At 43.5% G+C, this 13203-nt stretch carries 12 protein-coding genes; 6 read left to right on the top strand and 6 right to left on the bottom strand.

Annotation, left to right across the window (positions count from 1 at the left end):
• Nucleotides 1-123: 123 nt before the first annotated feature.
• From IQQ51_RS03495 to IQQ51_RS03485, 3 genes are all read right to left on the bottom strand, one after another.
• Complete coding sequence (locus IQQ51_RS03495; protein WP_193840384.1) at nt 124-849, bottom strand: HAD-IA family hydrolase; 726 nt, start codon at nt 847-849, stop codon at nt 124-126.
• 303 nt (nt 850-1152) lie between these two features.
• The gene (locus IQQ51_RS03490; RefSeq protein ID WP_193840383.1) at nt 1153-2961 is read right to left on the bottom strand and encodes an HD domain-containing phosphohydrolase; all 1809 of its coding nucleotides are present in this window, start codon (nt 2959-2961) and stop codon (nt 1153-1155) included.
• Nucleotides 2962-3021: 60 nt separating this feature from the next.
• Nucleotides 3022-3516: a hypothetical protein gene (locus IQQ51_RS03485; protein WP_193840382.1), complete on the bottom strand. Its 495-nt coding sequence runs from the start codon at nt 3514-3516 to the stop codon at nt 3022-3024.
• Nucleotides 3517-3764: 248 nt separating this feature from the next.
• On the opposite strand from IQQ51_RS03485, the gene IQQ51_RS03480 reads away from it, so the two are divergent.
• The 4 genes from IQQ51_RS03480 to IQQ51_RS03465 all read left to right on the top strand — a co-directional run bounded on the left by IQQ51_RS03480 (nt 3765) and on the right by IQQ51_RS03465 (nt 9859).
• Nucleotides 3765-4241, top strand: a complete 477-nt coding sequence (locus IQQ51_RS03480; protein WP_017059837.1) for a CreA family protein — start codon at nt 3765-3767, stop codon at nt 4239-4241.
• A 128-nt stretch (nt 4242-4369) separates the two neighbouring features.
• Complete coding sequence (locus IQQ51_RS03475; RefSeq protein ID WP_048613717.1) at nt 4370-5674, top strand: inosine/guanosine kinase; 1305 nt, start codon at nt 4370-4372, stop codon at nt 5672-5674.
• A 294-nt stretch (nt 5675-5968) separates the two neighbouring features.
• Entirely contained in the window at nt 5969-7717 is a 1749-nt protein-coding gene (locus tag IQQ51_RS03470; protein ID WP_193840381.1) for a formate--tetrahydrofolate ligase, read from the top strand.
• A 237-nt stretch (nt 7718-7954) separates the two neighbouring features.
• Nucleotides 7955-9859 (top strand): diguanylate cyclase, encoded by a 1905-nt coding sequence (locus IQQ51_RS03465; RefSeq protein WP_193840380.1) that lies wholly within the window; start codon nt 7955-7957, stop codon nt 9857-9859.
• Nucleotides 9860-9922: 63 nt separating this feature from the next.
• Here the strand turns inward: IQQ51_RS03465 and IQQ51_RS03460 are convergent, their stop codons facing one another.
• A complete protein-coding gene (locus IQQ51_RS03460) occupies nt 9923-10528 on the bottom strand; it encodes a beta-phosphoglucomutase family hydrolase (protein WP_193840474.1) in 606 nt (201 codons plus the stop codon).
• A gap of 87 nt (nt 10529-10615) precedes the next feature.
• Between IQQ51_RS03460 and arfB the strand changes: the two genes are divergently transcribed.
• On the top strand, nt 10616-11026 hold the full coding sequence (arfB, locus tag IQQ51_RS03455; protein WP_017059842.1) for an alternative ribosome rescue aminoacyl-tRNA hydrolase ArfB: 411 nt from the start codon (nt 10616-10618) through the stop codon (nt 11024-11026).
• 93 nt (nt 11027-11119) lie between these two features.
• On the opposite strand, the gene IQQ51_RS03450 is transcribed toward arfB, so the two are convergent.
• A complete protein-coding gene (locus IQQ51_RS03450; RefSeq protein WP_193840379.1) occupies nt 11120-11437 on the bottom strand; it encodes a helix-turn-helix transcriptional regulator in 318 nt (105 codons plus the stop codon).
• Nucleotides 11438-11638: 201 nt separating this feature from the next.
• On the opposite strand from IQQ51_RS03450, the gene IQQ51_RS03445 reads away from it, so the two are divergent.
• Nucleotides 11639-11965 (top strand): hypothetical protein, encoded by a 327-nt coding sequence (locus IQQ51_RS03445; RefSeq protein ID WP_193840378.1) that lies wholly within the window; start codon nt 11639-11641, stop codon nt 11963-11965.
• A gap of 121 nt (nt 11966-12086) precedes the next feature.
• On the opposite strand, the gene IQQ51_RS03440 is transcribed toward IQQ51_RS03445, so the two are convergent.
• Nucleotides 12087-13136, bottom strand: coding sequence for a S1 family peptidase (locus IQQ51_RS03440; RefSeq protein ID WP_193840377.1), 1050 nt, complete (start codon nt 13134-13136; stop codon nt 12087-12089).
• Nucleotides 13137-13203: the final 67 nt, after the last annotated feature.

Below are 13203 nucleotides of genomic sequence, written 5' to 3'. Positions count from 1 at the left end.
TTACATGCCCTTTATGCCAACACGACGAGTATCTGCTTTCAGAAAGTGGAGAGAAGTTTACTTGTGCATCTTGCGGTTTCCATACCAAACAATTTAGTAAGGTAGTCAGCCTTCAATTAAACTCTACCCCACCAAAGCTGCAGAATTCGATATACCACCATTTGAGCAGTGCTTGCCATTAATCCAAACTGAAATTTCTTCTAAACTGTAGATATCCTGAGCCGCGAGTTCTGCTGAGTCGGCTTCGGAGTCTACGACTGCTTCATCAATACTCGGGCGTAATCGAAACGATTGGATACCCGCGCGAACACCAGCCTCAATCCCTTTCAACGTATCATCCACGTAGATGCACTCATTCGGTAGAAAGCCCATGTTCATGGCCGTGTACATGATTAGATCAGGCTCTGGCTTCCAGCTGTTAGCATCAAAAGCTGAGAACACTTTGCCTTTGAAGTCGTCTAGCATGCCTGTCATCGCCAATGAAGATTCAACTCTAGATTTCGGTGCATTGGAAGCGATACAAAACTCGATGTCTTGTTGTTTGAGGAATTCAATAAGTTCGATAGCGCCATCCATCGGCTTTAAATGACGCTGGAACAGTGCTTCTAATTCAGTGCGATATAACGGTTCAAGAGTATCAATCGAGATAGATAGCCCAAGACGTTCTTGTGTATCCATTAATATGTCGGCTAGCTTCCCGCCTTGAAAGTGCGCATAGCAGTCGTTGACGTTTAGCTCCGCCCCAAAGCCAGTGAAAACGTTCACCAAAGCTTGGCAGCACAGCTTTTCACTATCGATAAGTGTTCCGTCACAATCGAAAATCACACATTTAGTCTGTTCTAACCGCATAGGTATCTCACTTAGATTGAATCCAAGTTTTATCCTATAGTGTTCTTTCAATGGGCGAGATGATTGAGGTAACAGTTTGCGGACACAGGCTTATTTCTCTTCGCGAAATATGGAGTTGATCACTTTATCGCTCGGCATAAGCAACAGTTTTCATCAAATTAGCCCAGATGCTACGAAATCAAATGCTGCGAGGTTTACATAAGCGACTCAATTTCAGGGGAAAATATAAATCACTACTTTCTAGCCGGATCGTGATGAATAGATAAAAAATAAGACTTATAGGCTACTCAGATAGAGCGACAATTAGCTAACAACCGACTCTTCTAATACCTTTGCTTCAATAGTAGGTGCAGACGCATATTCTATAGTTCCAGTATCGGGATACGAATCTCGGATAGCGACAAACTCGGGTAAGTGTTTCAGTAGCAATTTAGTTAGCTGAGGATCAAACTGGTAACCACACTCTCGCTCGAACAAATCGACCACCATATCTAACGGCCACGGTTCTTTGTAGCAACGTGCACTAAGCAGCGCATCAAACACATCGGCTACGGCAGTGATACGAGCAAACAGGTGTATTTCATCACCTACTTTGCCATTCGGGTATCCAGCACCATCCCAACGCTCGTGATGTTCGTTAGCAATAATTGCCGCGAGGTTGGTAATATCACCGGACCCGCTCTTCAATAAGTTATAGCCAGCCGTAGTATGAAGCTTCATCACCTCCCACTCTTGGTCGGTTAATTTCCCAGGTTTATCCAAGATCGATTCAGGGACAGAAATCTTACCCACATCGTGCATTGGGCTGATGATCTCAATCATCTCGACTTCGCGATGGCTCAAGCCACGATACTTCGCAAGCAGTGCAGACAACTTAGCTACACGCTTAACGTGATTACCTGTTTCGCCAGAGCGGGTTTCAATTGCTTCTCCGAGAACATGAATCATATCCTTTTGAATATTCAAGGTCTGTTTCTGAAGCTTTAAGATTCGTTTGTTCTTATTGGCCAACTCTTTCTTTTGGCGCAGAGTAACGAATTGCATCAAAATGATCAGGCTTAAACCCGCAATCACCATCGACAGCCCCAATAACAACTGGAAGTTTTTGCGAATAAAGGATGAAGGCTCGTTAATGAAAACCGCTTCGTCAGGTAACGCGTTTGCACTAATCCCGTATCGCTTCATTGCGGGGTAATTAAATACAAAACGCTTGTTGTCTCCTGGAGTTAGCGGTGTCGTAAAACCAAGAGGAAGATATTTATCCAATGCATCGACAGCCTCTTCACCCATGCTTTGTGAGTGATTAACGTAGCCACCGAGTACATCACCCGAAATATAGAACTGCCACAAAGCAAACACCGGAGCAGCACTCGCTTTTGACAACGTATCCGCAATCTCTTGGTAAGTGTGGTAAACCCCTTGCTTCAACTCGGTGTTGTAATGACTGAGCAACACCGCATCGTCCGCAGAGATCCCTTCTAAAAACTGGCTCGTATGCTCCAGCGACAAGTCGCGAATTTCTACGAGATTGATATTTGGAAATTCAGCCATCATTTTGTTCATTTCTTTATGAATCAATTCAGACGTGACACTGTAATCATTTACAAAATAGAGATTCTTTAGATTAGGTCTTAATTTGGAGATCAGCTTAATATTAACGTCTATCTGATCGTTTTCATAAAGCACGGTTGCTCTGTCAGACACCGCGTACATGTCGGTGCTGAAATCATTGATGCCGGCTGCAACGACAGGTGTGGAGCGATCAATCAAATTAGGCAGAGATTCAAGAAAATTGGCCGCGTTATCGTCCGTCGCAATTACGCCATCAAATTTATAACCTGCATATTTCGCACGTAAGTAGTGCGCAAGAGATTCGTAATACTCAGGGCTGTGGACACGCTTTGAATCCAAATACTCTATTGAGAGTTTAACTTCGGTTTGAGACTGGCTGAACGCACTGTCTATCCCTTTTTGGAAGTCAGCAGTCCATTGATAAGAAGGTTCGTATGAGTGTAAAACTAGGATGCGTTTTATATCCCAGTCGTTAGCAAAGCTGAGTGAAGAATAAGCGCTAACACACAATACAGCGATTGATATCAATAGCTTGTACATACAATACCCTTTAAATAAGACGGGGTATTGTACTTAGATTAACGCTTTGTCAAAGAATCTTTAGTTCTCGATCCACACTTTATCGCAAGAAGCATGATCTTGTGCCCAAAAATCGTGTAACTGCTTAGCAAAGTTGTTGATACTTTGACCATTTCCAGCAACGAGATCCGAGATCAATAGGGCATCATCTGCTTCTGTGACGATAGCGCTCGCCACAACTTCACCATTTTGAGTACCAATATATAAGACATGATCGTCAGAAAGCATAATTTGGCTCAGGAACTCAAGCATATGTGCCCTTTCGGTTTCATCTTGGTAAACGCTTGCTTGGTTAAGTGAAAATAGCACGGTCAATTTATGGAAATCGACTTTATGCAGTTCATCAATTTGGGAAGGAGTTTGATCTTGTGCTAAGAGTTGGTATGTCTTGGATGGAAGTTTGCTTTGATAAAGTTCGCGGCCGAGGAGGCTCTCTTTTGCGGGGTAAGCAATATCGAGCTGACTAAACAGCCATTGGTTTTTCTTGTATGCAATTTCAGGTATTTCGTTATTCATTCTTTTAGTACCTACGGTTAGTATCCCCAAATATCGCAGTTATTTGGAAGACATACGGTCGGCTGAGGTGCCGAGCTACAAGCAGAGAGCATACAGAGCATGACCAAGGCCAACAAGTACTTTAAATGCTTCATATTTTTCATTATCCAACAACATCCTTTAAGAACTTAACGAAAAGCTCTACACTCGTATTCAAGCTTTCAATATCCTTATAGTAAACAGAACTATATAAATAAAAAGGACTTCTTATGAAAAAAGCCTTAATAGCAGCAGGTATCGTCACAATGTTAGCAGGCTGTTCGGACAACGAGGTTGGCGACGTCTCACTGGGTTTCTTCACAATGAAGGATATCAAGATGTCTTCATTAGATGACGATAAGATCGCAGGTGTGACCTGTCATATCGCATCAATCGAAGCAAACCTTAGCCTTTCTGATCCAAGTGATAGCTCTATCTCTTGTCGTCAAACAGGTGAAATTACACCAGAAATGATTGCTCAAATAGACAAGAGTAAATCTGGCGAAGTGGTATTCAAACAATCGAAAAGTATCTTCTTTAAAACAATGAAGGTTCGTCGTATCTACGATGCAGAGAATCAGTCGCTGCTTTACTTGTCTTACACCACCAAAGAAACGGAAGGCAGTTTCAAGCATAGCCTTTCAACTGTTCCTCTTTGGGGTACAGAGGCTTACGTAGATCCAGCAACACTTGTTCCTGCTGAATAGCCTTAAGCACAAGTAAGCCTAATCACCTGTACAGACATTGTGCAGGTGATTCAAAATGTAATAAAAATGAAAGAAACAGAAACAAAATGTGATATCATGCGGCAAAATTTTTTCACTGTATTTTTCATATGAAGTTTCCTGGACAGCGTAAATCTAAGCACTACTTTCCAACTCACGCACGTGATCCGTTGGTCAACCAAATTCAACAAACACCTAAACTACACCGCGCAACAGTGGTCGGTATAGGTCAAACGATTGTTGACATCGAAGCCCGTGTTGACAACGAGTTCCTAGAAAAATACGAGCTGAGTAAAGGTCACTCACTGGTATTGGAAGAAAGTAAAGCAGATGCGCTGTATGAAGAGTTAGTTGAGCGCGGTTTGATCACGCATCAATACCCTGGCGATACTATCGGCAACACACTACACAACTATTCCGTACTTGCAGACAGCAAATCTGTCCTGCTTGGCGTGATGTCTAAGAAGATTGAAGTTGGCTCATTTGGTTATCGTTACCTTTGCCGCACTTCTTCTCGTATGAATCTAAACCACCTTCAAACTGTTGATGGTCCAATTGGTCGTTGTTACACGCTGATTTCTGAAGATGGCGAACGTACGTTTGCAATCAACGAAGGCCACATGAACCAACTTCTTCCAGAAAGCATTCCTGAAAAAGTGTTCGAGAAAGCGTCTGCATTGGTTGTGTCGTCATACCTAATGCGTGGCAAACCTGAAGATCCGATGCCAAAAGCGGTACAAAAAGCGATTGAATACGCGAAAGCGCACAATGTGCCTGTTGTACTAACACTTGGTACTAAGTATGTGATCGAAGGCAACGCTGAATGGTGGCAAGAATACCTGAAAGAAAACGTAACCATCGTCGCGATGAACGAAGATGAAGGTGAAGCGCTAACGGGTGAAAAAGATCCTCTATTGGCTGCTAACAAGGCACTTGAGTGGGTTGACCTAGTTCTATGTACTGCTGGCCCTATTGGTCTATACATGGCAGGTTACACTGACGAACCAGCGAAACGCGAAACCACACTGCCATTATTACCGGGTAACATCCCTGAGTTCAATAAATACGAATTCAGCCGTGCGATGCGTAAGCAAGACTGTAAAGACCCAGTAAAAGTGTACTCTCACATTGGACCTTACCTAGGTGGCCCACTTGAGATTAAGAATACCAATGGCGCTGGCGATGGTGCACTTTCAGCACTACTTCACGACATGGCAGCAAACAGCTACCACCACGTGAATGTACCAAACTCAGAGAAACACGAACATACTTGTCTAACTTACTCTTCACTGTCTCAAATTTGTAAGTACGCAAACCGTGTAAGCTACGAAGTGTTGACTCAGCACTCTCCTCGCCTTTCTCGTGCACTACCTGAACGCGAAGATAGCTTAGAAGAAACATACTGGGATCGTTAGTCGACCATAATAGGCAGTTACCTCTTAAAGGTTAACGCCAAGTGAGATTACCCATTCCTTGAAGGGCTGCTATATGCAGCCCTTTTTGTATACAACGCCAATATAACGGCAGCTCAAGGTAATCAGATCGAATATTTTGCTCGTTTAAGACTTGATCTCGCGCAATGACTCTTTAGATCTGTTATCTTCCAGCACATAATTCGTGTGGTTTGCCTTTACTTGGCAAATTTATACAGTACTATCGCCACGCAAACGGTTACGTACCACCTTTCGGTTCTGATATAAGGATCAAATATGCTGTCTGATATTGATATTTGTCGCTCTACTCCCCTTAAAAACATCAGTGAGGTTGCCAAGCAAGCTGGCCTGCACCACAACGAACATCAGCCATTAGGGCAATTCAAATCTAAAGTGTCTCTAACATCACTTGAACGCCTCGCCAACCAACAAGATGGTAAATTAGTCGTAGTCACGGCGATCACACCGACACCTCTTGGTGAAGGCAAAACCGTCACTACTATCGGATTAGCACAAGGCCTCGCAAAGATTAACCAATCGGCCATGGCCTGCATTCGCCAGCCTTCAATGGGTCCGGTATTTGGCGTAAAAGGCGGTGCTGCGGGTGGTGGTTACTCTCAAGTTGCCCCTATGGAACAATTAAACCTGCATCTCACGGGCGATATTCATGCTGTTACGGCCGCTCACAACCTCGCCTCTGCCGCCATTGATGCACGTTTGTATCATGAACAGCGTGAAGGGTTAGAAGCCTTTGAAGCACGCTCAGGCTTAAAAGCACTGGATATAGACCCAAGCAGAATCGTTTGGCGACGTGTACTTGACCACAATGATCGCGCATTACGCATGATTACAGTTGGCAAGAACGAAGCAGACAAAACAATTAACGGCTTTGAGCGAGAAGATGGATTTGATATCTCAGCCGCTTCAGAGCTGATGGCTATCCTTGCTCTAGCCAATGACCTTCAAGATTTGAGAAAGCGCATCGGACGAGTGGTACTTGCTTACAACAAACAAGGCTTGCCGTTAACCGCAGATGATTTCAACGTTGCAGGCGCAATGACCGTAACAATGAAGGATTCTATTGAACCAACATTGATGCAAACCCTTGAAGGCGTTCCGACCCTAATTCACGCCGGGCCTTTCGCGAACATTGCACATGGTAACTCTTCAATTATTGCCGATAAGATAGCGTTAAAACTGAGTGACTTTGTCGTGACCGAAGGTGGTTTTGGCTCAGACATGGGCTTTGAGAAAGCGTGCAACATAAAAGCGAAAGCGTCGAACAAAAAGCCCGATTGCGCTGTGGTTGTTGCTACATTACGTGGATTAAAGGCCAACTCTGGTTTATACGATTTAAGACCGGGGACTCCATTACCTGATTCAATCTTTAATGATGACCAAGACGCGCTTGTTGCAGGCTTTGAGAACCTTAAATGGCACATCAACAACGTTAAGCAATACCAAGTGCCTACAGTTGTTGCGATTAACCGATTCCCACAAGACTCAACTCAAGAGCTCGATGTTTTGAAACAGATGATCACCGACTTCGATCCAAGCGTTAGCGTTGAAGTAAGCGAAGCATTTGGTCAAGGTGGCGAAGGGGCGACTCAACTGGCTCACGCCGTGGTAAAAGCTTGCCAAAAACAGAGTGAATTTACGCCTTTGTATCACTCAGAGCAAAGCCTAGAAGAAAAACTGATGGCAGTCGCTGAAGTTGGCTATGGCGCGGCAAGTATTTCGCTATCTCCACTGGCTAAAAAACAACTGGCTGAATTCAAACTGCATGGCTTTAGCGACCTATCGGTTTGTTTGGCAAAAACACCACTATCGATCTCGACAGAAGCACACGTAAAAGGTGCACCCACCCAATTTGACGTGCCCGTTAGAGAACTAAAACTGTGTGCTGGTGCTGGCTTTATTTACGCGTTGTGCGGCAATGTGATGACCATGCCAGGCTTGCCTGACAAACCGGCGTTCATGTCGTTAGATATTGATAGTAATGGAAATATCGTCGGCCTAAGCTAGATGCTCTTAATTAGATAAATGGCAATTAATCGCGATTAATTTGGCTCAATTTTCAGACCGGTGTTCTATATTGAGCAATCATGTCCTAACGAAGTGATTGCTCAACAATCAAGCCCAAGTGCAAAAAGTTGCACTAAAATCGTAGTTATATGCGAATCTTGTTTTAACTTCTGGGTAAAGATCACATTAAAAACCTTATAAAATATATAGTATTGCGCTGATTCTTTGAGGACAGTGATGAATACAAGTATAAAAAAACTAGTCAGCCAATTTCTATGTACCATCTTTGCCCTAGGACTAGTCCCTGCCCTCTACATAAACTCTGAATTTGACAGGGTTGAAGCTCAGCACACGCTAAATATCAAACAGTCCAGCCAGAACCAGATCGAATACAGCTTTCACGAACTCGCTGTTATTGTTGAGCAAATCTCTAACTCTGTTCCTTCAATCGCCGACTCTCAAACACTACTCCGAGCGATTCAAGAACCTTCTATTATCCATAAAGAAACCCTGCAAGATCTTTGGGTGATGTTAGCTCGTGGCCAAAAATACTATTCTCAGCTTCGTTATCTCGATCTAGCTGGAAACGAAGTGTTCCGCGTTAACTACAAAGACGGTAAAGCAACTGTCGTCCCAGAGAACGAACTGCAAAACAAATCCTCTCGAGATTACTACAAGATGCTACAGAAGTTAGAGATTGGCGATGTCAGCTCTAGAGGCATTGACTTAGAAATGGAAAATGGAGAAATCATCCACCCATTAACGCCGGCGCTTCGCATTATGACGCCAGTCGCTGAAGGGAATCGAATTATTGGTTACTTCATTGCAAATCTAAACATGCTTGAGATTTACAAGCGTCTTCATTACCAAATAGGAGACTCAGCCGCAGTCCCGGTCATTCTAAATAAAACTGGCCATGTCATCATGGGGCCCGACCCGGCTGAATCATTTGGACATGTTTTAGAGTCACGTTCAGACAAGACATACGCAAAGCTATATCCGGCGCTTTGGAAAGACATTCAATCCAACTCTTCGTCTAGCTATTTCGATGGTAAGAACTGGTATTTCCACTCTGACATCAGCCCAAAGATAAAGCAGTTTGCAGGCCCTATTTACATGGTTCTTCACATTGAAAATCAGCATTTCAGCAGTCAATACCGACAAGAAAAACAAGCGATTGTCGTTCAGATCATCACCTTATCTTTCTTGATTTCGATGATCTCCGCTGGCTTCGTATTGTGGAACAGCAACCACAAGAAGAACAGTATCGAGAGCCAACTTGCTAAGGCTGCGATGAATGGTATGTCTGCCTTGGTGATTACCGACAGAAACAACCGAATCATCAAGGTAAACCAAGAGTTCACCCGTGTTAGTGGCTACGAGTTAGAAGACGTAAAAGGCCGCCAACCGTCCATGTTTGCTTCTGGTCGCTACAACGAAGAGTTCTACATCAAGATGTGGAGCATCATCAAAGAGAAAGGCATGTGGGAAGGCGAAGTGGTTAATCGTCGTAAAGACGGGTCTTTGATCACGGAAATACTACGAATCCAAACCATCAAAGATTCGAAAGACGTGATTCAGTTTTATGTCGCTTCATTCGTGGATATCAGTAAACACAAAGAGCTAGAAAACAAACTGAGAAACCTGAGCGAAAAAGATGCCCTGGCTGGGTGTTGGAACCGTCGTAAGTTCGATCTTGAGCTGAGAGATGAGTGCTCTCGTGTGAATCGTTACCCTACTCGCGAACAGTCTTGTTTAGCAATTTTGGACATAGACCACTTCAAACGCATCAACGACAGATTTGGTCACGATTATGGTGATCGCGTCATTCAAACCGTTGCTCAGGTGCTACAACGTGAATGTCGAGAAACTGATTTTGTGGCTCGTATTGGTGGTGAAGAATTTGGCGTTATTCTGCCTCATACCACAACTGAAGAAGCCGAATATGTGCTTAACAGATTGAGAATCGCAGTCAGTATTGAGCTCGACAACGTGGTGACGGTCAGTGGCGGAATCACCAACCTGACTAACGACCCTGCTCTTAACTACAAGTGCGCCGATCTAGCACTCTATGAAGCCAAAGCAGCAGGCCGAAATAGTGTGTGCCTGTTCCTAGACAGCGAAATGAGCGAAATCGCCTAACAGAAAATCAATCTTGTTCCGCTAGGCTATCAGTTTGGCGGTTTAGCAACCCAATCCTTTCAATCAGCTTGGTGCTGGATAAAACTCTAGTTTGTTCCCTTCTACCACCAGAATACAATCCATGTTCGCAGCATGAGCAGCCTGCTTACCTAGGTTCGTATCTTCAAACACAACACATTGCTTTGGCTGCAAACCCATACCAAAACACGCATCCAAGAAAGTATCCGGATTTGGTTTGTGATTCTTAACGTCAGTTGCTGTCACTAGGATATCGAGCTTACTCAAGATATCTGTCTTATTCAGTAACTGTTCGGCACTTTTACGTTGACTGCCCGTTCCGACTGCAATCTTCTTATTACCCAGATGCTCTAACAACAGAGAGTGAGTACAAGGGATAACGTCTCCTTTGTCTTCAATAGCCGCAAACGACGCCATCTTAAACGTAGAGACCGCTTGTGGGTCGAGCGATAAACCGTATTTGCTGTTCACCTCACCGGCTATCTTATAACTCGGCATGCCACCCAAGCTATGCAGCCAAGACGCTTCAAAATGAAAGCCGAACTCTTCAGCCGTTTGCTGCCACGCCTTTACATGTGCAGGCATTGTATCGATCAACGTACCGTCCATATTAAAGATTAATCCTTCATATGCCGTTAAATCTATTTTCATCACTACTACCACTCTTTAATAAAGTTACTGATACCATAACCAATATTCAGTATCATGGCGCCATATTACCGTTCAAAATGGATGTTTATGTTACAAATATCTAACTCTGTATCGATTCAAGACTGGGAACTCCAGTTAACAGCGATCAGAGCACAAGGAGCCGGCGGTCAGAACGTCAATAAAGTATCGAGCGCGATACATTTACGTTTTGATATCAAGCACTCCACTCTACCTGACTTCTATAAAGAAAAGCTTCTCGCACACAAAGATAGCCGCATCACTAAAGATGGCGTGATTATCATTAAGGCACAGCAATATAGAACGCAGGAACAAAACCGAGATGACGCTTTAGTGCGTTTGAAAGAACTTATCTTGGAAGCAACAAAAGTTCAAAAAGTGAGACGAGCGACTAAGCCAACACGTGGCTCTCAGAAAAGACGTTTAGAAAGCAAGAAACAGAGAAGCACCACCAAACAGCTGCGTGGAAGAGTGAGCTGATGGCTTCATGCGCTCAGAGGACACATCACCCTAGAAATATCTGTCAGTTTAACTAACGAATAGATCCATTACACTGTTTATTTGAAAGAAAGACTACTGCTTCTTTTTGACCGACAAAATCAGCTTGATCAACAACAGGCGCTCTTCGCTGGTCAGCAGACGACTGACCGCCGCTACATCTTCCGCTGTCGCTTGTGATGCACCAACAATATCAAGTACCACATCCAAATCCGTCACTTTTAATGTTCTGGTGATTGAACGATACTGAGACATCTTGATGTCCGCTTCGCCGCGTTCAATCCGTTGATAGGTTTTTAAACTCATTCCTGCACTCGAGGCTAACTTTTCTTGAGACAAGTTGGATTGTTTCCTACGCTCAATCAGCGCCAATATTATGGGTTCTTGTGACATAAGCTCATCCTCAAAAGACAGTTATGTCCTAAATTCAGCAAGAAGCAGACCATATTGACTTGTGATGGTTTACATAAGCTATCAAAGGCATATTATTCGCTTGATAAAAACCGTTACGTTTCATAAACCTTCACACTGATATCAGTTGTGAACGTACAGGCTAGGTAACTTGAGTATTCAAGTGTTGGGAAATTAGAAAAATTGCAAATTGCGAATAAGAAAGACGTCATATTGGAAATTGCGAATCGTTATAAATTGGCATTTCCTTGCATTAAGCACGCATTAGAAACGGACAATACCCGTTCAGAAATTATTGCAGTGCAGCATAGGCTACTGACTTACAAAGAAGTGCTTTTGCACGTAAGTATGTTGGAAGAGAAAGAATTGAAGCAGGCCTTTTCTGCTCTGAACCAAAATGAAAAAGGTGTCGCACAAGGCGGTATTCAAAGCATTAACGACGCAGTCAAAGAGATGGATGTGATTGTCGAAAGATACAGTAGAAAAGCGTCTACTGTACTGAGTGTGTAACCAATTAGTATCAACGAGTAGCTTTAACCTTTCAACGGCTTAACAAACAGAACAAAGCAAAAACGGCCAGTCATTCAACAATGACTGGCCGTTTGTTTAACTAACATGAAGACGTGGGTATCTAACGAGACATCGCTCCTCTAAACCCACCTAGTAACATCAACGCACCTAGCAAGCCAAACGACACACTGCCTCCTGAGCTAGATGAGCTTCGACCAGCATAGGCAACTCGTTTTGCCTCTGTTGCAGAAAACTGGACTGTTTCCGTGCTATCGATTACCCCGTTAGTTACATCCGTAATCCAATCTTTATAATCATATATCTCGGTAAATACAGATGTTACGCCGATACCCGCACCACAAGTAGTCGGCCCAAAGCTTGTGATGCCAACCTGCTCGTAAGTTGAACCATTTTCCCAAAAGACCGGTCCGCCTGAATCACCTTGGCATGTACCACCATAGAGGCCATTATCCGGTCCATTACCATTGAAGCAAATTTGCTTTTCAGTGACTAAAGAACCAAATACAGCCTTGCAATTTATCGTATCAACGTATGTAAGGTCTACTCTTTGTAACAGATTGGTGCTGTCCTCGCCTGACTTTGTATTGCCGTGACCTACTGCGACAAAGCTATTATTGATACCCCGATAAGTGTCAAAAATAGGGATTTGAGTTTCAGCAGATGTACTCAAGCCAAGAGATGACTCTAACTTCAAGATAGCAATATCATTCGGTAAAAGATTTGCTTCAAGGTCTGAATAGTCACTGCGATAGTAAACGTCAGATACTCGTACTTTCTGAACACCACCATTTGGAAACAACGAAGTGTCTTGTAGTTGAGGGACGACAACAGTAAACAACTGACCTTCTTCATCACCGTAAATACAGTGCGCCGCTGTCAATACATGGTAATTATCTAAGATAGTCGCACCACAGTAAGGGCCTGTAGAATAAACACCGTCATAATCAATACGATCAATGAACAAGCTTGCCATCGAAGGAAATTCCGTCACTGAAGCGTCGCTACCATTCACAATATAAGGTGTTACACCCACATCAGGAGTACTTTCGTCCGTGTTTTCCGTTGCCATAACACTTGATGTGTAAATCAATGGCGCTAAAAGCCCTAAAACGGCTTTACGAACCGGACTCATTGTATGGTTTACGTTCATAGTTAACTCCTTGTAACCCCTACTACTTATTGACAAAAATGATGAATCGTCACCATAACACGTCACA

Source organism: Vibrio sp. OPT18, assembly GCF_015163615.1.
Taxonomy (GTDB): domain Bacteria; phylum Pseudomonadota; class Gammaproteobacteria; order Enterobacterales; family Vibrionaceae; genus Vibrio; species Vibrio coralliirubri.
This window is presented reverse-complemented; position numbering and strand designations above follow the sequence as displayed.

What these genes read in the sequence shown, in the direction of transcription:
- IQQ51_RS03480 (WP_017059837.1), top strand. Translation starts at nt 3,765, where the DNA reads ATGAAAAAAGCCTTAATAGCAGCAGGTATCGTCACAATGTTAGCAGGC.
- IQQ51_RS03460 (WP_193840474.1), bottom strand. Translation starts at nt 10,528, where the DNA reads ATGAAAATAGATTTAACGGCATATGAAGGATTAATCTTTAATATGGAC.
- IQQ51_RS03440 (WP_193840377.1), bottom strand. Translation starts at nt 13,136, where the DNA reads ATGAACGTAAACCATACAATGAGTCCGGTTCGTAAAGCCGTTTTAGGG.
- IQQ51_RS03485 (WP_193840382.1), bottom strand. Translation starts at nt 3,516, where the DNA reads ATGAATAACGAAATACCTGAAATTGCATACAAGAAAAACCAATGGCTG.
- IQQ51_RS03475 (WP_048613717.1), top strand. Translation starts at nt 4,370, where the DNA reads ATGAAGTTTCCTGGACAGCGTAAATCTAAGCACTACTTTCCAACTCAC.
- IQQ51_RS03490 (WP_193840383.1), bottom strand. Translation starts at nt 2,961, where the DNA reads ATGTACAAGCTATTGATATCAATCGCTGTATTGTGTGTTAGCGCTTAT.
- IQQ51_RS03495 (WP_193840384.1), bottom strand. Translation starts at nt 849, where the DNA reads ATGCGGTTAGAACAGACTAAATGTGTGATTTTCGATTGTGACGGAACA.
- IQQ51_RS03465 (WP_193840380.1), top strand. Translation starts at nt 7,955, where the DNA reads ATGAATACAAGTATAAAAAAACTAGTCAGCCAATTTCTATGTACCATC.
- IQQ51_RS03470 (WP_193840381.1), top strand. Translation starts at nt 5,969, where the DNA reads ATGCTGTCTGATATTGATATTTGTCGCTCTACTCCCCTTAAAAACATC.
- arfB (WP_017059842.1), top strand. Translation starts at nt 10,616, where the DNA reads ATGTTACAAATATCTAACTCTGTATCGATTCAAGACTGGGAACTCCAG.
- IQQ51_RS03450 (WP_193840379.1), bottom strand. Translation starts at nt 11,437, where the DNA reads ATGTCACAAGAACCCATAATATTGGCGCTGATTGAGCGTAGGAAACAA.